The sequence below is a fragment of the Sphingobium sp. CCH11-B1 genome (genome assembly GCF_001556865.1).
Taxonomy (GTDB): domain Bacteria; phylum Pseudomonadota; class Alphaproteobacteria; order Sphingomonadales; family Sphingomonadaceae; genus Sphingobium.
This window is the reverse complement of record NZ_LSJY01000079.1, coordinates 62,629-82,812: the sequence shown is the minus strand read 5'-3', so window position 1 is coordinate 82,812 and position 20,184 is coordinate 62,629. Positions and strand designations below refer to the sequence as shown.

General features: G+C 63.1%; 26 protein-coding genes. 11 read left to right on the top strand and 15 right to left on the bottom strand.

Annotation, left to right across the window (positions count from 1 at the left end):
• Positions 1-38: 38 nt before the first annotated feature.
• The 5 genes from AX724_RS08900 to AX724_RS08875 all read left to right on the top strand — a co-directional run bounded on the left by AX724_RS08900 (position 39) and on the right by AX724_RS08875 (position 6,411).
• Complete coding sequence (locus tag AX724_RS08900) at positions 39-776, top strand: DUF5131 family protein (protein ID WP_066765501.1); 738 nt, start codon at positions 39-41, stop codon at positions 774-776.
• On the top strand, positions 776-1,690 hold the full coding sequence (locus AX724_RS08895; protein ID WP_066765499.1) for a three-Cys-motif partner protein TcmP: 915 nt from the start codon (positions 776-778) through the stop codon (positions 1,688-1,690). The genes AX724_RS08900 and AX724_RS08895 overlap by 1 nt, the downstream gene beginning before the upstream one ends.
• Positions 1,687-2,949: a three-Cys-motif partner protein TcmP gene (locus AX724_RS08890; RefSeq protein WP_066765497.1), complete on the top strand. Its 1,263-nt coding sequence runs from the start codon at positions 1,687-1,689 to the stop codon at positions 2,947-2,949. The genes AX724_RS08895 and AX724_RS08890 overlap by 4 nt, the downstream gene beginning before the upstream one ends.
• Entirely contained in the window at positions 2,946-3,776 is an 831-nt protein-coding gene (locus AX724_RS08885) for a hypothetical protein (RefSeq protein WP_066765495.1), read from the top strand. Before AX724_RS08890 ends, AX724_RS08885 begins: the two co-directional genes overlap by 4 nt.
• Before the next feature lie 664 nt (positions 3,777-4,440).
• A complete protein-coding gene (locus tag AX724_RS08875) occupies positions 4,441-6,411 on the top strand; it encodes a TonB-dependent receptor plug domain-containing protein (RefSeq protein WP_231736595.1) in 1,971 nt (656 codons plus the stop codon).
• Here the strand turns inward: AX724_RS08875 and AX724_RS08870 are convergent.
• Entirely contained in the window at positions 6,374-7,045 is a 672-nt protein-coding gene (locus tag AX724_RS08870; RefSeq protein ID WP_066765491.1) for a cation transporter, read from the bottom strand. The two genes, AX724_RS08875 and AX724_RS08870, sit on opposite strands and share 38 nt — an antisense overlap.
• A 67-nt stretch (positions 7,046-7,112) precedes the next feature.
• Here AX724_RS08870 and AX724_RS08865 point away from each other — a divergent pair, with 67 nt between their 5' ends.
• Complete coding sequence (locus AX724_RS08865; RefSeq protein ID WP_066765489.1) at positions 7,113-7,508, top strand: MerR family transcriptional regulator; 396 nt, start codon at positions 7,113-7,115, stop codon at positions 7,506-7,508.
• Between the two features lie 32 nt (positions 7,509-7,540).
• On the opposite strand, the gene AX724_RS08860 is transcribed toward AX724_RS08865, so the two are convergent.
• The 5 genes from AX724_RS08860 to AX724_RS08840 form a co-directional block, all read right to left on the bottom strand.
• Positions 7,541-7,954 (bottom strand): hypothetical protein, encoded by a 414-nt coding sequence (locus AX724_RS08860; RefSeq protein ID WP_066765487.1) that lies wholly within the window; start codon positions 7,952-7,954, stop codon positions 7,541-7,543.
• A 284-nt stretch (positions 7,955-8,238) separates the two neighbouring features.
• Complete coding sequence (locus AX724_RS08855; RefSeq protein ID WP_066765485.1) at positions 8,239-8,613, bottom strand: DUF5983 family protein; 375 nt, start codon at positions 8,611-8,613, stop codon at positions 8,239-8,241.
• Positions 8,614-8,664: 51 nt separating this feature from the next.
• Entirely contained in the window at positions 8,665-10,356 is a 1,692-nt protein-coding gene (locus tag AX724_RS08850) for an ATP-binding protein (RefSeq protein ID WP_066765483.1), read from the bottom strand.
• Between the two features lie 95 nt (positions 10,357-10,451).
• Positions 10,452-11,576, bottom strand: a complete 1,125-nt coding sequence (locus tag AX724_RS08845; RefSeq protein ID WP_082733464.1) for a phosphoadenosine phosphosulfate reductase domain-containing protein — start codon at positions 11,574-11,576, stop codon at positions 10,452-10,454.
• Between the two features lie 29 nt (positions 11,577-11,605).
• Positions 11,606-12,082, bottom strand: a complete 477-nt coding sequence (locus AX724_RS08840) for a hypothetical protein (RefSeq protein WP_066765479.1) — start codon at positions 12,080-12,082, stop codon at positions 11,606-11,608.
• A gap of 95 nt (positions 12,083-12,177) precedes the next feature.
• Between AX724_RS08840 and AX724_RS24725 the strand changes: the two genes are divergently transcribed.
• On the top strand, positions 12,178-12,300 hold the full coding sequence (locus AX724_RS24725) for a hypothetical protein (protein ID WP_269454141.1): 123 nt from the start codon (positions 12,178-12,180) through the stop codon (positions 12,298-12,300).
• A gap of 54 nt (positions 12,301-12,354) precedes the next feature.
• On the opposite strand, the gene AX724_RS22760 is transcribed toward AX724_RS24725, so the two are convergent.
• Complete coding sequence (locus AX724_RS22760) at positions 12,355-12,849, bottom strand: winged helix-turn-helix transcriptional regulator (protein WP_197421525.1); 495 nt, start codon at positions 12,847-12,849, stop codon at positions 12,355-12,357.
• 99 nt (positions 12,850-12,948) lie between these two features.
• Here AX724_RS22760 and AX724_RS08830 point away from each other — a divergent pair, with 99 nt between their 5' ends.
• The 4 genes from AX724_RS08830 to AX724_RS08815 are packed head-to-tail and all read left to right on the top strand — an operon-like array spanning position 12,949 to position 14,635.
• On the top strand, positions 12,949-13,395 hold the full coding sequence (locus AX724_RS08830; protein ID WP_197421524.1) for an MAPEG family protein: 447 nt from the start codon (positions 12,949-12,951) through the stop codon (positions 13,393-13,395).
• Positions 13,392-13,700: an antibiotic biosynthesis monooxygenase gene (locus AX724_RS08825; protein WP_066765473.1), complete on the top strand. Its 309-nt coding sequence runs from the start codon at positions 13,392-13,394 to the stop codon at positions 13,698-13,700. The genes AX724_RS08830 and AX724_RS08825 overlap by 4 nt, the downstream gene beginning before the upstream one ends.
• 40 nt (positions 13,701-13,740) lie before the next feature.
• Entirely contained in the window at positions 13,741-14,139 is a 399-nt protein-coding gene (locus tag AX724_RS08820) for a VOC family protein (protein WP_066765472.1), read from the top strand.
• 22 nt (positions 14,140-14,161) lie between these two features.
• Positions 14,162-14,635 carry a cupin domain-containing protein gene (locus AX724_RS08815; protein WP_066765471.1) on the top strand — a complete coding sequence of 158 codons (474 nt, stop codon included), beginning with the start codon at positions 14,162-14,164 and terminating at the stop codon, positions 14,633-14,635.
• Positions 14,636-14,693: 58 nt separating this feature from the next.
• Here AX724_RS08815 and AX724_RS08810 read toward each other — a convergent pair whose 3' ends face one another.
• The 8 genes from AX724_RS08810 to AX724_RS08775 all read right to left on the bottom strand — a co-directional run bounded on the left by AX724_RS08810 (position 14,694) and on the right by AX724_RS08775 (position 20,147).
• The gene (locus tag AX724_RS08810) at positions 14,694-15,767 is read right to left on the bottom strand and encodes a DMT family transporter (RefSeq protein WP_231736594.1); all 1,074 of its coding nucleotides are present in this window, start codon (positions 15,765-15,767) and stop codon (positions 14,694-14,696) included.
• A 96-nt stretch (positions 15,768-15,863) separates the two neighbouring features.
• Positions 15,864-16,151 (bottom strand): DUF5983 family protein, encoded by a 288-nt coding sequence (locus AX724_RS08805; protein ID WP_066765468.1) that lies wholly within the window; start codon positions 16,149-16,151, stop codon positions 15,864-15,866.
• Between the two features lie 78 nt (positions 16,152-16,229).
• Positions 16,230-17,468, bottom strand: coding sequence for a DUF932 domain-containing protein (locus tag AX724_RS08800; RefSeq protein WP_331711436.1), 1,239 nt, complete (start codon positions 17,466-17,468; stop codon positions 16,230-16,232).
• A gap of 94 nt (positions 17,469-17,562) precedes the next feature.
• A complete protein-coding gene (locus AX724_RS08795; RefSeq protein ID WP_066765466.1) occupies positions 17,563-18,264 on the bottom strand; it encodes a hypothetical protein in 702 nt (233 codons plus the stop codon).
• 24 nt (positions 18,265-18,288) lie between these two features.
• Positions 18,289-18,921 (bottom strand): hypothetical protein, encoded by a 633-nt coding sequence (locus tag AX724_RS08790; RefSeq protein WP_066765464.1) that lies wholly within the window; start codon positions 18,919-18,921, stop codon positions 18,289-18,291.
• Entirely contained in the window at positions 18,914-19,402 is a 489-nt protein-coding gene (locus tag AX724_RS08785) for a hypothetical protein (RefSeq protein ID WP_066765459.1), read from the bottom strand. Before AX724_RS08785 ends, AX724_RS08790 begins: the two co-directional genes overlap by 8 nt.
• A 39-nt stretch (positions 19,403-19,441) precedes the next feature.
• Positions 19,442-19,741 (bottom strand): hypothetical protein, encoded by a 300-nt coding sequence (locus tag AX724_RS08780; protein ID WP_066765565.1) that lies wholly within the window; start codon positions 19,739-19,741, stop codon positions 19,442-19,444.
• Between the two features lie 148 nt (positions 19,742-19,889).
• Positions 19,890-20,147: an alkylphosphonate utilization protein gene (locus AX724_RS08775; protein WP_066765563.1), complete on the bottom strand. Its 258-nt coding sequence runs from the start codon at positions 20,145-20,147 to the stop codon at positions 19,890-19,892.
• Positions 20,148-20,184 lie beyond the last annotated feature (37 nt).

The following is a 20,184-nucleotide window of genomic DNA, read 5'->3' as shown; positions in this document are numbered from 1 at the left end:
TCCATTGCTAGTGTGCAGGCCTCATATTAGGCTGCGCAATGTCTGACGGAACGGCAATCGAATGGACGGATGCAACGTGGAATCCGGTTACGGGCTGCACGAAGATCACACGCGGTTGCGATAATTGCTACGCTGCCCGTTTTGCGGAGCGCTGGCGGGGAGTACCCGGCCACCCGTTCGAGAACGGCTTCGACCTGACGTTGCGGCCAGAGCGGGTGGGACAGCCGCTGCGCTGGAAGCGTCCGCGCATGATCTTCGTGAATTCCATGAGCGACCTCTTTCACAAAAAGGTGCCGCGCCATTTCATCGACAGCGTGTTCGACACCATGGAAGCGGCGCACTGGCACACGTTCCAGGTCCTGACCAAGCGCAGTTCGCCGATGCGCAATTACCTGCGCGCGCGATATGGCGAAGAGCGCGGCCCCAGCCACATCTGGTGCGGCGTGTCGGTCGAAGACGCCAGCGGCGTCCCCCGGATAACCCATCTGCGCGACAGCCCCGCCGGAGTCCGGTTCCTTTCAGTCGAGCCGCTCATCGGGGCTGTCGGCGAGATGGATCTGACTGGCATCGACTGGGTCATCGCCGGCGGCGAATCCGGCCCCGGCGCCAGGCCGATTCATCTCGAATGGGTCCGCGAAGTGCGCGATCAGTGCCTCGCGCAAAATGTCGCCTTCTTCTTCAAGCAATGGGGCGGGCTGCGGCCCAAGTCCGGAGGCCGGGAACTTGACGGTCAGGAATGGAACCAGTTCCCCGAAACGCGGTTGGAGGCGCTGTAATGCCGGACATTGCGGTTGTCGGCCCCTGGGCCCGGGAGAAGCTGGATGCCCTCGCCCGCTATCTCGACTTCTACACCAAGGTTCTCAAGAACCAGCCCTGGCGCACGATCTATGTCGATGCCTTCGCGGGCGGCGGCCAGGCGCGGATCCGCAAGGATGCCGCGCCGGCCAGCGAGGTCATCCCGCTGTTCGAGCTGGATACCGAGGCGGACGCGGACCAGGCCGAGCTGATCGACGGCTCGCCCCGGATCGCGCTCAACGTCGCCAATCCGTTCTCGCGCTATGTCTTCATCGAAAACGATCCGAAGCGATGCGCGGAACTGGAGGCGGTCAGGCGAGAGTTCGAGGGATCCCGTGAAATCGATATCCTTCCCATGGGCGCTGCCGAAGGCATCGAGTGGGTAGCGGCCAAGCCGATCTCCCGATCGAGCCATCGCGGCGTCGCTTTCCTCGATCCCTTCGGCGCGCATCTGGAATGGGCCAGCGTCGAGAAACTTGCCGACACGGGCATTTTCGAGGTGGTCGTCAATTTCGCGCTGAGCATGGCGATCCAGCGGATGTTGCCCAATTCGGGCGAAATCCCCGACGCCTGGGCGAAGACGCTGGATGCCTATTTCGGATCGCGTGCATGGTTTGACGAGGTGTACCGCGAACGCAGTCGCGGCCTTTTCAACAGCGGGGGCTACGAGAAGCGCGAGGATTATGCCGAGCGTCTGCTGCAGCTCTACCGGGCACGGCTCAAATCCGCGTTCGGTCACGTTTCCACCCCGCGGCTGATCCGCAATTCGAAAGGCGCGCCGCTCTATTATCTGCTCTGGGCGGGGCCGCATTCCAAAGGGCTGCAGGGCGCCGACTATATCCTGAGCATGGGCGAGAATCTCGGCCCCAAGCGACGAAAGTCCGCCGCTTCGTGACGAGGAAGCACTACGACTGGCGCCTTGGCGAAGCGCTGCCGATCCTCGGCGACCACAGCGTCGCCAAGCACGAGATCTTCGAGCAGTATCTCGGCATCTACGTCGAACGGCTGACGCGCACGTTCAGCCAGACGATGTTGAACCTGACGATAGTCGACGGGTTTTGCGGCGGCGGCCTCTATCGGCACCGCGGCGGCGATGCCGAGGGCTCCCCCTTGCGGTTGCTCCGCGCGGTCGAGGAGGCAGACAAGACCCTCAATGCCGCGCGGATCAAGGGATTTGAGGTTCGCGCCGATTTCGTTTTCGTCGACGAGAATGCCGATCACATCGCCTTCCTGCGCGATCTCCTGATCAAGCGTGGCTATGGCTCGCGCCTCGGCACGGACATCTTCCTGCAGTGTTCGACCTTCGAGGAGGCATGCCCGGACATTGTCGCGCGGATACGGGCCAAGGGAACCGCGCAGCGCTCGTTGTTCTTCCTCGACCAGTATGGCTGGAGTGATGTCCGTTTCACGACGATCCGGTCGATCCTGAACGAGATCAAGAACCCGGAAATCCTGCTGACTTTCGCCGTCGATGCGCTGATCGACTTCCTGACCGAAAAGCGCGCGGAATCGGAAGCCCTGCTCGGCCTCGACCTTCAGCGGGAAGATGTCCGTGCGCTTCTCGAACTCAAGAATGGGGACGGCTGGCGATTTCTGATCCAGAACGGGCTCTACCGCCATGTCCAGTCCCGCACGGGCGCTCTGTTCTATACGCCCTTCTTCATCCACTCTGTGGAGAGCCATCGGTCTTATTGGCTCCTCCACCTTTCGGGCCACCGCCAGGCGCGGGACGAAATGGGCAAGCTCCATTGGCGGATCAATAACCACTTCCAGCATCATGGTGGCGCGGGGTTCCATGCCCTCGGGTTCAATCCGGCGAAGGATCTGCGGCAGGATCTGATGCAGTTCATGTTCGATGACGACGCGCGTGCCAGGTCCGAGGCGGCCGTGATCGATCAACTGCCGCGCATGATCCATGCGGCTAATCAGGGCGACCTGGGTGGACTCGTGGTTGAGCAGCTCTTCGCCGGCAACTGCAACGACACGCCCGTCACCTCCGAAATCCTGTCCAGCCAGTTGCGGCTGCTGCGCGACGAAGGCGAACTCATGATCGTCTCCAACGAGGGCAAGGAGAAGCCGCGGGCCAAAACCATCGCCTGGGACGATCGGCTGATCCTGCCCCGTCAGCGCAGCATGTTCAGCAGGCTGGGATGACCATGTCGGACTCTTCGGCGATCACTGGCAACGAGGTTGAAGACGACGTCCGGCTATATCGCGCCTATCGGGAGGCCCGTGCCGGACTGCCGCTGATCGGACGCTTCATGCCCTATCGTTGGTACGAATTGCCGGACAAATTGAACGCGGTCTGGATGCCCTACGCGCAGATGCTGGATGAGTTCTCGACCGAGCTGGCGAATACACTGAACGATCTCACCAACCATGTGCAGCGCCTCAAAGCCTGGGCCATTGTCATCGAAAGGATGGATGACGATGCGAAGATGGCGGCCACCCATGAATTCATAGACATTCTGGCGACCAACGCAGTGAACCTGCCCTACGCGATCAAGTCGCGCTTGGCCTTTGCTGCGGCTCATCTGTGCCACCAAGCCAATATGACCCGCGATTTTGCGTCATGGCAGGACGATCTGCCGCTCGATGTCGAGATCGATCTGAACACGAGCGGCATTTACGGCCGGGGTTGGGGCAAGACATACAATCGCTTCAAGCGGGCGGTCGAAGCGATTGGCGCCAAAGCGTTTCGGGATGCGACGGGGGATTTTCGCAACGCCTATAATCACCGGTTTTCGCCGCGTTTTGTCATCGGCATGACCGGCATGGTCACGCGCAACAGGAATGAGAAAACCGGCGGGTTCTGCTATGGGTTCGGCGGCCGGGAGCCGCTGGCCTTGGCGGATATTATCGGCCTCCTCACTACCGAATGCCAGCATTGCTACACGGCGTTCGAGGCGCTGCAATCACTGGTCGAGGAGCAGATCGGCGCGATCAGGGAATTCGATGCAACAGCAAATTCGTTCGGGTAGGCCCACTCTCAAGGCATCTATTGCCACCGGCGAATACCTGATCAGGCATGCCCCATGATCTCGGGCAGCGCTGCCAACCGCACGGGGCGATGCGATCCCAGATCGCCGAGCAAGCGGCCTTCGACGCCCGGCGTGTGCGTTGGGGTTTTCGAGCATCCGGTTGCGATAGGCCGCGATGACGCGCTCGTCGGCCTCGCGCCAACCGATTTCTGATTGCTCAAGCGCATCGAACCAGACGTGAAGATGCTCGCCGTAAGTCCGCTCGGTTTCCGACGCCTGCGCGCGGCCACTGAGTTCGGCATGTTCAAGCAGATAGGCGGAGGCGTGTTAGATGATCGCCATGTCAGCGTCGAACAGGATCGGGGAGCCGACCGGGATACCCGGTGCATCCGCCGTGGCTCGGATGATCGATACCATATCGTCAAGTCCTAGCTTCGCCAGCGATAACCCTACTTCATCTAGGGGCCTGGAACCGGGATCGTTCGGTAGATTGATGTTCTTACAGGATGCATGGAACGCATCGGGTCGGGGTTTGGGCAGATCATGCCTATCGCAAGACATTACGCTTGACCCTGTAGCTGCTACAGCCTGTAGACGCGCCTCCATGCTATGAGCAGCGTGGCCATTGGTCGCCGCCGCGTTCTGAAAAGGAGAAAGAGAACAGGTGCGACGCAGTGTCATCGTTTCAGGTCTGTCGCTGTTGGCGCTCGGCATGAGCAGCGTGCCGGCGCGCGCACAGACGGCGGCGCAAGCCGAGGATCACGGTCAGGACGAGGCCGAGGAAGGCGAGGACATCGTCGTCCAGGCGACCCGCACCGGACGCCGCGTGCAGGACGAGCCGATCCGCGTCGAGGTCATCAACCGCGAGGAGATCGAAGAGAAGCTCCTGATGACGCCGGGCAACATCGCCATGCTCGTCGCCGAGACGCCGGGCGTCCGGACCCAGGTCACATCCCCCTCGCTCGGCGCCGCGAACATCCGCATGCAGGGCATGAAGGGGCGCTACACCCAGCTCCTCTCCGATGGCCTCCCGCTCTACGGCGGGCAGGCACCGGCCATCGGCCTGCTTCAGATCCCGCCCACCGATCTCGGCCAAGTCGAGGTCATCAAGGGCAGCGCCTCGGCGCTGTATGGCCCGTCCGCTCTCGGCGGCGTCATCAACCTCGTCTCGCGCCGTCCGGGCGATGCGCTCGAAGGCGATCTCGTGCTGAACGCGACGAGCCGCGACGGGCAGGATGTCACCGCCTATGCCTCGACCCCGCTCGGCGGCGACTGGAGCACCTCGGTCACCGGCGGGTTCAACCGCCAGAGCCGGCAGGACTTGGACGGCGATAGCTGGGTTGACATGCCTACCTATGAACGCTGGACCGTGCGGCCGCGTCTGTTCTGGACTGGCGCAGACGGCGCGAGTGTTTATCTGACCGCCGGCGCGATGACCGAGCAGCGCCAAGGCGGCACGTTGCCGGGCGGCGCCGCGCCCGATGGCCAGCCATTCCCGCAGACGCTGGACAGCACGCGCTTCGACGGCGGGCTGGTTGCCGAGATTCCCGTCGCGCCGGGCACGCTGCACCTGCGCGCCTCGGGCATGACCCAGCGCGACGATCGCCGCTTCGGCGCCACCATCGAGCAGAACCGGCGCCGGACCTTCTTCGGCGAGGCCTCCTTCTCGGGCCGTTCGGGCACGACCTCCTGGCTCGCCGGCGCCGCCTTCCAGGCCGATCTATTCCGTTCACGGACCTTCCCGGATTTCAACTACAGCTACACCGTCCCGGCGCTTTTCGCGCAAGTGGAGTACGACGTCGCGCGCGATGTCACGCTGGCGGGCAGCGCCAGGTGGGACGCCCACAGCGAGTATGGCTCGCGCGTAAGCCCGCGGCTGTCGCTGCTCTATCGGCCCGGCCCGTGGACCGTGAGGGCTTCGCTCGGCCGCGGCTTCTACGCGCCGACGCCGTTCGTCGAGGAGATCGAGGAAGCAGGCCTCTCGCGGCTCGCGCCGATCGGCAACCTGAGGGCCGAGACCGCCGACACCGCCTCGCTCGATCTCGGCTATGCCCGCGGTTCGATCGAAGCGAGCGTCACCTTCTTCGCCTCCAACATCGACAACGCCGTGCAGCTCACGACCATCGCTCCCGACCGCGTCGCGCTGGTCAACGCCGACGGCCTCACCCGCACGCGGGGCGCCGAGCTGTTCCTGCGCTATCGATGGCGGGCGTTCACGGTCACCGGCAGCTATGTCTATGTCGACGCCAGCGAGCCCGATCCCGACCGCATGGGTCGCCGGACGGTGCCGATCACGCCGCGCCACAGCGCCGGGCTCGTCGCCATGTGGGAGAAGCACGGGCGGGGCAGGTTCGGCCTGGAGGCCTATTACACTGGCCGCCAGCAGCTCGACGACAACCCCTATCGCACCCGGAGCCGGCCCTATTTCGAACTGGGCGCGATGGGCGAGCTTGTGCTGGGAAGGGTCAGCCTGTTCCTCAACGCCGAGAACCTGCTCGACATCCGCCAGACCAAGTACGATCCGCTGCTCCTGCCGCAGCGGGCGCCCGACGGACGCTGGACGGTCGATGCATGGGCGCCAACCGATGGGTTCACGGTTAATGGCGGGATACGCCTGCGGTTTGGCGGAGAGTGAGCCCGCGCTCGGGCGCGCGGTTGCCGCGCATTTCGCCGAGCGCTTGTCGCACGATCTGCCACCCGCCGCTGACGCCGAGTCCGGCGAGGATCGCCGCGACGGTGATGTCAGGCCACCCTGTGCCGGTTCCGAACACGCCGGCCGCTGCAGCGACCACGGCAAGGTTGCCGATAACGTCGTTGCGCGAGCAGATCCACACCGAGCGCCGATTGGCGTCGCCTTCGCGGTAGCGCCAGAGCATGGCGGCGCAGGCGAGGTTCGCGAGCAGCGCAACCGTGCCGATGATGCCCATCGTCTCGGCTTTCGGAAGCGTTCCGGCGATCGCCATCCCCACCGTGCTCGCCAGTATCCACAGCCCCAGCAGAAGCAGCGATGCGCCCTTCGCGAGCGCCGCTCGTGCGCGCCATTTGAGCGCCAGCCCGGCGACGCCCAGGCTGATCGCATAGTTGGCGGCATCGCCGAGAAAGTCGAGTGCATCGGCTTTGAGCGACGCTGAGTGGGCAATCACACCCGCCATGATCTCGACGCCGAACATGGCCACGTTGATCGCCAACGCGATCCAGAGCACGCGCCGCCATACCTTGTCCTGGGTCGGCGCCGTTGTTTCGTGGCCTCCGCAGCATCCGCCAGCCATGTCGTCACCTCGCTTTGCTCGTCGTGACGTCCTATCTACGGCCTGTAGCAACTACAGGGTCAAGGCGATGGCGTTCACGATCGGCAATCTCGGCAAGGCGACGAACACCAAGGTGGAGACGATCCGCTACTATGAGCGGATCGGCCTGCTCGCGAAGCCCGATCGAACCGGCGGCAACTATCGCGCCTACGGCCAGGACGCGCTGGCGCGGCTCAGCTTCATTCGCCGCGCGCGCGATCTCGGTTTCTCGCTCGACCAAGTGCGCGAGCTGCTCAGCCTCTCCTCGCAGGACCAGCGCGACTGTCGCTCGGTCGATGCTATTGCTAATTCGCATCTTGCTGAAATCGATCGCAAGCTCGCGGACCTGGCGGCCCTGCGCCGCGAACTCAGCGCCGTGATCGCTTTGTGCGACGGCGGCACGATTGCGGAGTGCCAGATTCTCGACGCACTCGCTCCAAGATGAAGTAGTAGGTCGGCCGCCGCCAGCTTTCTGGGTTAGCGCGTCGTCCGGCCTGCTACTTCATCCACTCCGGCATGGAAGACATTCGGCGAGCCTGGACCTAAGGAGCAGCTCGACCTGGAAAAAGCGATCGACGGCAGGGGGCCGTTAGTCAGGCAGTTTTCGAGAAGATCCGCATAAGGCGGCCAATGCTTGAAGCGCCGCGGTTCATAACGAACCACGGCGTACGGAACCCGATGGGTATCCATCCACGCCTGAAATATCGGAATGAAGGACAGGGTTTGCGGCTTTTTCGGCATCTGGGCAATCAGTACCATGTCCGGGGTTTCGCCGCGCTCGACGAGTTCGATGACCATCGCGGTGGAATCGACGCCGGCGCGCCAGGCGGCAACGACCGGCGGGCGCGAAAGCACAGCGCGTAATCGCGCATTCTGTTGAGGGCTTGCCATGAGCCACTCCGAAACAGGATTGAGAAGGTCGTAGACCGAGCCGGGTCAATCCGGCCCAGTCAGATTCCGAACCAAGACGGGGCGGTCAGGCAACCAGCGCGAGAAGCCGCTCCGTCGACTCGGGCCAGCGGCTGGTCGCGCGAAACGGTTGGACCGGATCGCCCGTACTGACGATGAATTGATCCCGGCCGCTGCTTCGTCGCCGTTGGACTGCAACCCTGTAGGCATTCTCGAACGTCGAGAGGTGTCTGAGCCGGGGTGACAAGGCCGATGGCAGATATCGGTCAGTCATGGTGATACTCCCGTTGACGAGGGTTATGGCAAGGATCGGGGATCGGCCGTGCACCGAACATCGGCAGGCCTTGCGTCGGCGGCTCATCCCGGTCGAACAACATCCACGCAGCGCCAGCCATGGCGGCCGCGCGCAGGATCGCCCAGAATTCGGGTGAGATGCTTTCCGGCCGCTCAGCCTCGTCCTCACAAACCCCGGTATGGACGAAAAAGCCGAACTGGTAGGGCTCGATCACAAGGTCAAGATGCTCCACGACCAGACGTCCCCCGACGTCGCGGGGCGCAGTGAGGATCAGCGCGTCGATGGCTTCGCGCTCCGCCTCGGGCAGATGCACTGTGGAGTAGATATGCAGCGAGGTCCGGCGCATGGCAGGGTTCCTTCCATTGGCAATGGGGTGGTAGATAGCTTGCCTCGCTCGTCAGGCAGACATGACCGCATCTTCGCCCGGCACATAGGAGAGGGTCATTTGGCCGCGTTCGGCGAGGATCGTCACGCGGCGCCCTTCGGGAACAAGCCAGCTCACCTCGTCGAGGAGAACATCGCGGATACGCTCGAGGATCGCGGTCTCTTCCCCGAGCAGCAGTTCATTGGCGACATGGCGTGCGCGCTTCTCGAAATTGCTGTGCTGGGTGTCCCAGCTGTCGTCTCCGCTATCGTCGCCCGGCGTGAAGCACGCATCCTCGATCAGCGAAGCCAGTTCATGCGGCGTAATGGCGCTGTCCTGCGTCAGCAGGATCACCGTCTGGTCGAGATCGCTGTACCAGCCATCATCCGGTGCGATCAGAACGTCGGCCGTAAAGCTATGGCGATTATCGTCTCCGGTCGCACTTGCTGACGGCTTGACCGCAACGTCGAGGGTGATGCGGGTGACCCGGCCCGATTCAATGCCGGGAGGAGGGCTCTCGCCGCCGCGATAGACATAGATGCCGGCATCGCTCTCAACGTTGAACGAGATATCCGAGACACGCGGCAGCGCGTCATACCATCCATAGCCTTCGAACCCGGCGACTTCGCGAACGAGAGTCCCGCCAAGCGGCAGCCCCTCGCACAGGATACGGCCCGCACATTGTTCGATAGGAGGCTCCTCGCATGGAACCAGTATCATGGCAGTACCGGCGACAGGATCACCGAGCAGTGTGCCGTCGGAATCGGCAGTGCGTGGCACCCAGCCCGATAGCCAGGGCGCAGCTTCGGGGAGGATCACGCCCAAGGCATGGGCGCGCTGCCATTGCTCATGGGCAAGGCGATGGCTGCCGCTGACGGCGATAGCTCTGTAGATCGCCGCTTCGGCGGCTTCGCGTAGCGTGTCGAGGACGGCATTCTGCACCATTTCCTTGCGCGCCGGCAGGACGAGCTGCAATGCGGGGGCGTCCACGATATCGACCCGGACATACCAGCACCCGTCCCCGCCAACCTCGCTCACGCTGGGCATCGGGCACGGCACGGTAAGCCCGTGGAAGTTGATGGAGACTTCGGTTGACGAACGGTAGTTCCGTCCCCGGAAGATACCGATCCGGCAGCCGTCCCACTGCTCGGTCCGGTATGCCTCGGCGAGAAAATCCCGCTGGGCGCACGGCTCTCCCTGGAAGTGGACGGGAAGCGGATAAAATGTTGCCGCCGTGGCCGCAGCAGCAGGCAGGGCGCTGGCCCACGCCGCAGGCATATCGATAAGAATCTCGGTGCCGCGCGCAATGGAACAGGGTTCGATTTCCAGCGGGGTTGCCCTTTCCCAGGCATCGGGGGCGATGGTCACGCACCAGCCTTTGCCTGCTGCCGGCGAGAAGGAGCGGATTTCGACGGGGTGACCGGCAAGGCTGAACACGCCCATGCCGGCAGGATCCTCGCGGTCCGCGATCGCGCTGTCCCAGCCGGAATCGCCCAGCGTCACGAGCTTGGCGGGATCGTCGATGCCGCTGCCATCGTCGCGCATGACCAGAACCTGCCGGTCAGCCAGCTCGAAACTGTCGATATCGACACGCGTCGCACCGGCCCGGCGGCAATTTTGCAGAATCTCGTTCAAAACGTCGGCGACACTATTATTATAGAGGCTTGTGATTTTTCCGAGGATGGACTGGCCGACGGCAGTCTGGATGGTGGCGGGAAGGGACATGAGCGCACTCCGGATGGGGCGGTTGGATCATTCCGCTCGCCTCATCCGATCTCCCCGCCTCCCCTTTGTCACGCAGTCACCAGGCCGCTCAGCCTTCAAGCCGCATGCGCATCGATGAGCTCCTCGAACCTCCGGCGTACTGAAGCGGCATCGGGGAAGTGATTGTCGAGGCCGTGACGGCTCAGGATGCCTGCCCGCGCCGCTGCAACGGCCTTCGCCTCATCCAGCGTCGGCAGCCGTGGCGGCTTGCCCTTCACGAAGCGCAGGCCGGGCGGCATTGCCGCCTCGATCGCACGGCGCTCTACGGCATCGGCTTTGGCCTGCACTATATCCCGGTGCAGCGACGGCGTGAGCAGGCGCGGCGCTACGTCGGCAAGCCAGCGCCCAGGCTGGAACGAGAAGGTCGAAGCCGCCTCCATGCCGACGAGATGACGATAGAGATCGCGATTGTCGTCGGCATCGGAAGCGGCGGCAAGATCGTGGGCGGATGCAAGGACGCAAAAGGCGCAGGACAATCGTGTCGCGCCGAAGCGGCAATAGGCCTCATGCAGCGGCAGGTCGTGGTGGGCATGAACCGCAAAAACATCATCGGCTGTCCAGTCCACGCCGGGATACCAGTTGATCATTCGGGTGCCTGCGGCGTTCCCCGGCTTGGCGAAGCGCACGTCTAGCCTCGATATTGGCGTATCCCGGCGGCCATGGCTTTCGGCGCGGCGCAGGCCGATCACTGAAACGACCTTCTCGCCCCTGAACCGCCGGGCAAGCGCCGGTCCGATCACCTGCGCCTTTAGTTCCGAGGTGCAGAAGCGCTTGTTGGCCTGACTCCAGGGACCGATCAGATGATAAAGTTCGAGATTCTCGTAACGCCGGCATCCATTGGCGAAGCGCTGCTCCCAGCGCGCGACCATGTCGCCGGCACCGCGGCGCACGACGACGAGCGGAAGGCCGAGACGCCGGGCGATCACGGCGACGGTCGCGGGCGTCGAGCGCCATTCGGCGCGGCCGAGATCGGCGTGGATTGCGATACGCCGTGCGCGAGGATGGCCCATATGATCCAGCAAGGCGATGACGGTCTGTGCCGACGCCGTGGAGTCCTTGCCGCCCGACAGATTGAAGGCGAACCAGGCGCCGCACGCGATCGCATCGATGATCAGATCATCGACGGCGACGTCAAGGTCCCTGCCACCCAAGGGGCGCACTGACGAGAGCGGAAGGCCCACGTGTGTTTCTCCAATGCAGGCTTTTGCGGTCAGTTTGCTGCCAGGAGAATGGCGAGCGCCTTGCGCATGACCTCCTCGCCGCCGGTGTTGACGATCACGGCGGCGGGATTGGTGACGGTAACCGCCCGCGTGACAAGGTCGAGCGGGCGCTTGCGCAGCGGATACTGGAATATCTGGCCGCGCTCGATCGTGATGAGATTGGTGCGAAGCAACCGCTTCAGCCGGCGATATTCGAGTTCGTGCGCCAGTAGGTCTCCGACTTCAGCCTCGAGATCATGTTCGAGAGTGAGGCCCTGGAACGGGCGGATCGGACGATGCGCCTTGAGCCAGGCATTGACCTCAGCCTCGGTCCAGCGCCCTGTCTGGCGGTAGAAATCGCAGCCCCCCTGCCCCTGATTGCGGGCGTCGAATGCGTGCTCGCCATCGATCCATATCTCCGCCGAAAAGGCGTTGGTCTCCTCCGACAATTTGGGATTGTGATTGATCCGGCGCAGTTCGATTTTCATGGAGTCCTCCCGTCACCTCCCGATTTCCGGGCACGCACACCGCCCTCCCCCTCCCCTTCGAGGTAAACGGCCAGCACGAAGAGGTGCTGATCGCAATGGTCCAAGATCTCGCCGAAGTCCTGGCGAAGGAAGGTCTCGCCGTGAGGGTACGTGTCGCTGCAAGCGCCGCCAAACGGTTGGAACGGGAGGGATCGCTGGCGGCGCGGACCTGGACCTGACGTAGGTGCCCGGACTTCAGCATTCTTCGCTACGGTGCAACCTGCATTCCAGCGCTACTCGGCTCCTTTCATGGGAACCGGGGCCCAATCCTCGAACCGGGCGGCCAGGTCGTCTCCTGGAACGACGCGCGCCTTCGTGTCGACAAAGCCGACGCGTATCTCCGCCCCGTCCGACTTGCGTATGATGGTCATCGGCGGCGTCCTGCCTTGGCCGACCCACCGGTCCGACCACTGGCGCATCGCGAGAAATGGAAGGCGAAGCGCCTCGCCCATTTCGGTCAGGAGATATTCCTTCCGCGGGCGGCTTCCATCCGCCTTGTAGTCCTGCCGGGTCATCAGTCCCGAGGCGACGAGGCGTTTGAGCCGGTCGGCAAGCACGGTCCGCGGTATGCCGATCTCGGTGTGGAAATCATCATAGCGCCGTACTCCGAAAAGTGCGCTGCGCAGGATGAGCAATGACCAGCGATCCCCCAGGAAATCGAAGCTTGCCGCGAGCGTGCAGTGACTGATGTGAATCGGGGACTGACGACGAAACGGGGGTGTGGCCATGCCTTGGAGAATATCTGAGTTGCAAAAACAAATCCAGCTTCTATGCCTAAGTGTGAAATTTGGACTCAGTATCGGGCCATAGCGAGGAGGCGCGCAGCGATGAGGGACATGAATCTGGCCATTCTCTGGCCAACGGTGGCCATGGCCGCGATGATATTCTCGGTCTGGTGCATTCTTTTGCGGCAGCGCTTTGCTCATATCGCAGCCAATAAGCCGACCGTTGCCGACTTCGCCAACGGGGAAGCCGTTGGCCGCTACTTTCGTCCCGTCGAACGGCCCGCACAAAACCTCGCCAATCTGTTCGAGATGCCCGTGCTCTATTTTACCCTGGTGCCCCTGCTGATCATGACAGGCAGCGCGTCGGGCATACAGGTTGCGCTGGCGTGGGTCTTTGTCGCCCTTCGGCTGGCGCATACTGTCATCCATATCGGCCCCAATACGATCAGGACCCGTGCTCGCGTCTACATCGCCTCGAGCATTGCGTTGTTCGCGATGTGGCTTGGCTTCGCCATTGATCTTCTGGTCCGCACCGGAGCCTCGACATGAGCGCCCCGATCGAACGAGCAGATGGATACCATGTCCTCATCATCCATGAAGTCGATGACTACGAGACGTGGAAGGCCATCTTCGACGATGCCGCGACGATCCGGCGGGAGGCGGGCGAGATAGCTTATCAGATTCTGGCCTATGACACGGATGCGAGGCACGTCGTCCACTTTTCGCGCTGGACCTCACTGGACGCGGCACGAGCCTTCTTCGAATCCCCGAGGCTGGTCGAGATCAGGCGCGTCGCGGGCGTTCGCGCGCCGGAATTCCTCTACCTCAACGCGATCGAGGCAAAAATCCTCTGATGCGCGTGAACGAGTCAATCTTTCTTCCGGGAGTGCGGCGATGATTTCCCATGTCTTTATCGGCACGAATGACCATGACCGGGCGAGCGACTTCTATGCCACAATCATGCGTGAACTGGGGTGGCGCCGCCGGCATTCCGAAGTCCCTTCGCATCTGGTGATCTGGAACCCGGCGGAGTCGACCCGCCCGCTTTTCGCACTTGGTCCGCCTTTCGACGGGCAAGCGGCCGATCCAGGCAACGGCGGCATGGTGGCCCTGCTGGCGCCTGATCGCGCCACGGTCGACCGCACCTACGCAATCGCAATAGCAGCCGGCGCAACGAGCGAGGGCGCCCCGGGTTTACGACCACAGTATCACGCCCATTACTACGGTGCCTATTTCCGGGATCTCGACGGCAACAAGATATGCATTGTCTGTCATCAGGCCGACAATTCTTGACGATCACGCGGAGGCATATCGCATGACCACTTCTCCCCCGGTGCCACGCCGCGCCATGGACATCGCGCCACGCGCGAAGCCTTCCAATTACCCGCCGCAATTTGCTGCGCGCGTATCCGGTCGGATCAAGCGCCAGCTTGGCGATGCGTTTGGCCTGTCGCGCTTTGGCGTGAACCTCACGGTGCTGCCGCCGGGCGCGCAGTCCGCCCTGCTGCATAGGCACACAGAGCAGGAGGAGTTCATCTACATCCTCTCCGGTCATCCCATTCTGCGAACCGACGCTGGCGAAGTGCCACTGGAACCGGGCATGTGCGCGGGGTTCCCGGCGGGCGGCATGGCCCATCATCTGGTCAACCCTACCGGGGAGGACGTCCAATATCTTGAAGTGGGCGACCGGAGTGCCACCGACCAGGGCGAATATCCCGAGGATGACCTCGCCGCAGCATGGTCCGAAGGCGGCTGGCGCTTCACCCGCAAGGATGGAACCCCGTGGTGAGCGAAGTCATACGAACCGTTCGGCTCACGGGCGTAGCCTCACACCCTGAATCCGGTGCTCAGGACACATGGCTGTGCCGGTGGTGCAGGTCAGGGTAATGAGCGTGGCGATGAACCATCGGTGCGTGCCGATGCCAGTGGCTGTGCGGCTCACCCGGCGCGACGTCCGGCGGATGCTCATGCTGGTGATGGCTGTCATGGACATGGCGATGCTCATGCTCGAGCGCCTCGTGCACATGCTCATGCCCGTGCGATTCGGTCAGGTGCAGCCAAATCCCGATCGCCATCAGGATCCCAGCGATGACAAGCGGCACGGTGACGGCTTCGCCGAACATCGCCACCGCCAGAAGCGCGCCGAGGAACGGGGCGGTCGAGAAATAGGCGCCTGACCGGGCCGTGCCGAGGTGTCGGAGCGCCAGCACGAACATCACGAGGCTGACGCCATATCCGAGAAAGCCGATTAGCGCTGCGCCGGCGACCACCGGCATCGCCGGCATCGACGCGCCAAGCATCATCGCCAGCGCGAGGTTGACGGTCCCTGCCGCCAACCCTTTCAGCATAGCGATCTGGACCGGGTCGGCGCTGCTAAGCTTTCGCGTGAGGTTGTTGTCGATCCCCCAAGCGAGACAGGCGCCGGCAATCGCCAGCATGCCAAGGCCCCCACCCGCAGGACCACCACGCCAGGACAACAACACCGCGCCTGACAGGATTGCCGCGGCTCCGACTAGCAGGCGCCGGTCGACATTCTCCCGAAACACCAGCCACGCGATCCCAAGGGTCGCGAGACCTTCGAGATTGAGAAGCAGGGAAGCGGTGGATGCGGGTGTCGTCGCAAGCCCTGCCATGAGCAGGACCGGCGCGATGGCGCCGCCTGACAGGATGACAAGCGCCAGCCAGGGCAGATCGGCTCGGCCGAGCGGCGCTTCCGCTTCGCCGTGACCGGCGGCTTTCCGCACGAGATGGACAAGCGCAAGGCCGAGGCCTGACCCCAGATATAGCAGGCTTGCAAGAAGCCAGGGGTTCACGCCGTTCCCGAGCACCAGTTTGGCGAACGGCGTGCAGGCGCCAAACAGCACCGCCGACAGCATCGCCAGACCTATCCCTGGCGTCAGCATCTTTGGACGATCGTTCACTCTATGATATCCTGCGCGATGGTCACTCGATCATAGCGCATCGCGGCCATCGGCGACATCATGGCGCCGCCGGCAACAACGAAACCCTATGCGACGTTACCAAGGGAATATCGTCAGGCCGTCGATTTCGCCGGCATCGCAGTCGAACAACAGATAGTCGCAGCCCTGCTCGCGTCCGAACCGCATGGCGGCGAGCACTTCCTTGGGTATCTGCTGGCGGTCTGGTTCCTCTGGCATGCGAGTCGGGATGAACCAGCCATAATGCGTCGAGGCGACGGCGAGTGGACGGCTGGATGGTTCGAGCACGGCCCAAGCGTTGAGCAGATCGGCGGTCTTCATGCACACATGCACGGTGCCGAGCACGAGATAGCGCCCGAATTCCATGTGATCGCCTTTCATATTGCACAGAGCCGCGCCGGTCCGTCGCCATCAAGGAGACGACCCGGCGCCGCGTCGATGGGGTTAGTTGACGCGTTCGAGCAGCTTGCGCGCCTTGCCTTCCAGCTCCAGCCTCGTGTCCTGGTTGGTCTTCGTCCGGGCATGGGCGGTAATGCCCTGCACGAAATCATAGAGGCTTTCCGGTGGATGGCCTTCCTCGACCAGCACCGCCGTAATGATCTTCGAGGTTTCGGCCTTGGAGAAGCCGCGCTTCCTCAGGAAATCCTCGCGGTCATCGTCCTTGCGGGCAACGATCCGCTCGCGGGCTTGTTTGATCCCGTGGATGAAGCTCTGCGGTGAGGAGTCGGCGAAATGCTCGAGCGCGGGCGCGGCCTCATGCGCGAAGCGGTTGGCCGCGAATTTCGAGTGACGGATATTGATTTCCTCGAAATTTTCGACACCCCACAAATTGCGATTCATACACACGGCGCGCAAATAGAATGTCGCGATTCCCAAAGACTTGGAACCGACTTCTGAGTTCCAACAGTAAAATCCGCGGAAGTAGAGATCGGGTTCGCCATTGGGGAGCTTGCCCGCCTCGATCGGATGGGTGTCATCGACGAGGAACAAAAACACGTCACGGTCCGAGGCATAAAGGGTGGTCGTCTCCAGGCTGACATCGACATGCGGATTGTAGACCATGCTGCCCCAGTCCAAAACGCCTGGGACCTTCCAGCGGGTATCGCCGACACCATTGCCCGCGATCCGCATCACCGCGCTCACAAGCTCGTGATCCCAGATTCGGCCGTAGTCGGGTCCCGTCACTGCGCGCAGTTCGGTGCGGCAATCGTCGGTCTGGAGCAGTTTGACCTGCTCGCCGCGATGGGACAGCAATCCGTGCTGCATATTGATGCCAGCAAGCGCGGCGGGGAGCGTGCGCAGATAGGATGCCGGCGCGCCGACCAGACTGGCGAGTTGGCCGAACGACCAGTTGGTCGGCGCGACGGGCCGTTCATCACCGGGTATGATCAGCGACAGGCGTTCAGGATCGTCGCTGCGCGCCTCGACCCGTACCGACTTGCTTTCGACCACGCGGGTGGTCGCGTGGTCGGCGCGCCTACGGACGCTTGCATGCAGATCCGATAGCGACAGGAACCGTTCGTCGTCAGGCCTGGAGAACCATTCGGACGAGACACGGCTAACATTGCGGCCACGGGAAATATCGACCCGGTAGCCGCTGCTGACTGGGCGGTCGCGAGAGGAACCGGCGGGCGCCGGATGGTCGAGGACATCGTGGTCGATTACGCGGGCAAGACTGGCCATGAAGATGCTCCTGGGAACTGAGGTGGAAGAGCCGGTGCATCGCCGCATCCGCGCTCACCCTCTCCCACCCCCTTCCTTCCAGCGCCGCGATCTCTCAGGACGCGATAGGTTGCCATTCATAGAGCAAATGGGCGTCTGGTTCGTGCTCGTTACCGACTGCGATCCGCACCAGGCGTCCGTCGCAGGCAAAGTTGGCGGCGCGCGGAAAGTCGCAATAGCTGCGCCCCTCGAACACGAAATCCTTCGAGCGGATCTGGATGACCCTGCGGGCCGTGCCCAGTGCCCGATGCTTGTAGGGGGCGTGCAGCAGGGTCAGGCTGTCTCCGGGCTTCAGACGCTTCTTAAAGCTCGCCAGGGACACCAGATTGTCGACGGAATTGGCTTTGCCGCGCCGGGCCGCGAGCGCCGCCCAATAGGCAGGGACGATGCGCACTTCGTTGTAGAACGAGACCGCCATGAAGTCCTGGTAGAAGTTGGAACGGGCGTAACCGAAACGCTCGATCTGATCGCGCACCCTAACGATGAAGGCCTCCTGCGCCTCCCGGGTGGTCAAATCGTCCGGTGCATCGAGCACCTCGGCAATGATCTTGCGTCCGCCGGAAAATCGCTCGCTGCGAATGGCAAAGCGGACTTCGGGGAAGTGGCTGGCGAGATGCCGCTCGATCCGGCGGCACAGCACCGGCAAATCGTCGTCGGGGCAATAAAGATCGCCCTGATAGTGAAAATTGCCGCGTTCGTCGTGATCGGTCTGGCTGTACAGGCGTGCCGAAGGCTCCGCCGGTGCGGATAAGGTCATGGTACTGTCCTTGTGTCTGAAGGGTCAGGCCGCGCGCACGGCAGCCCAGGCGTGATAGCCGAGGCGTGTATCGCCATTGGCGACCTCGGCCTGCCAATCGGCGAGCGGATGTTCTGGAAACTCGTCCCAATGCCCCTGCCCAGGTGGCAGGGCATCGTTCGGAACGCTACTCAGCGCCCGTTCGAGCATCTGCGCGGTGTTGTCGAAGACGATGCGATCAGCAAAGATCGCACAGGCGCCACCGCCGAACTCACCAATCCGTGGTTTTGAGCAACTGCAAGCCCATTCGAACCCGATGGGAGCATCATGCAGTGTGGTCTGACAGCAACGCTGGATGAGTGCGGCCAGCGGGTCAGGTTGGAAATCGGTCGTGCTATAGAAAATGACCGTGCTGATCTGTGGCTGCTCCTGAGAATTTCCGCCTTCGAAGTCGACACCGAAGTTCGGAAAATCCGGATCGGGGAAGATCGCGAAGAAGCCACTCCAGAGTTTATCGGGCGATACGGGCGGGAACGCCGCGAGGAATTCCGGCGTCGGCTCTGTCGGCGTGTCGCCGGCCTCGAGGTCATAGCTCGCCTGGAACGCCTCCTCGATCAGCGCCATTTCCTCATGGGTGCAGGTGAACGCGAAGCTGCCCTGGACGTAGCTGTCAGCCATGGACCGCCTCCTCGGCAGGAGCGACGGCAGCATCGCCATCATCGACGATCGTGAATGGCGGCGGCACGAATTCGGCCTGCTCGAACCAGGCCCAGACTGCTTCCATGGAGCCGAGTTCGCGGATCATGCTCCGGGCAAGGACGATCTCGTCATTCTCGGTCATGTCGAACTGCACGGCGGCTCCGGCGCCGGTGAAGACCACGCGCTCGGGTCCGAAAACCCCGCCACAACTGCCGGAGTACCGAACATAGGCAATGCCCTGTTCTTCGCAAAACTCTTCGGTCGATTCGAAGGTGCCGCCCGGCAGTTCATAGGCGAATGCCTCCAGGGCCGAGCCCTCGTGAAGCGACGAGAAATCAAGCGGCTCGCCCTCCCAATCGGCGCGGCCGCCGTCGCTGGCGATGGCCTCGATAAGGCCGAGAATATGGGAACGGCGAATGGTGCCGCCGATCATGATCGACGCACTGGCTCTGTCAGCCATGATTCTTCTCCTGGTCCGGAAGTTGAGGAAGCCGAGCGATCAATGCTCGGCGGCCGCGCCGATCAGATGGCGCAACTTGGACCAGGCGAGATCCTCGCCCGCGCGCAGGCCTCGATTGAGGCCCTGGCCGTAAAGCCGGTAGGCGGCCGCTGTGACTTCAGGAGTGGCGGAGGCCGGAAACAGGGTGATGAATTGGCCTTCATCGTCGAGCAGCTCAAAGACATCACCGCCGGACGACAATTTGGTCATCGCGATGCGCGCCGGGCTGTTCAACGCCTCAAGGTCGGCATTGAAGCTTTCGACGAACAGAGGGTCGAGAATGGGGTCGTTCTGTGCCATGGAGGCCTCCAGGAAAAACGCCCGATCATCCGGGCGCACTCTCCCTCCCCCACTTTCTCCATGGCACATGGACCAATGCGGTCGTACAAACCCGGGCCAATGGACAGGCTGTCAGCCAGGTTGCGGTTCAGATCCGGCAGTTCAGGGTTCAGCGTTTTCGGACAAATTCGGCTCGCAGCACCAGGCCCTTGATGCCATCATATCTGCAATCGATTTCCTGGGGATCGCCGGTGAGCCGGATCGACTTGATGAGCGTACCGCGCCGCAGCGTTTGCCCCGCCCCCTTGACCTCGAGATCCTTGATCAGCGTGACCTGATCGCCATCGGCCAGCACATTGCCCACGGCATCGCGCACCTCGACCCGTTCGGCCTCGGCGCGGCGCGTAGCCAGTTCGGCCGCCGGCATCCATTCGCCGGATTCGTCGTCATAGACATAGTCTTCG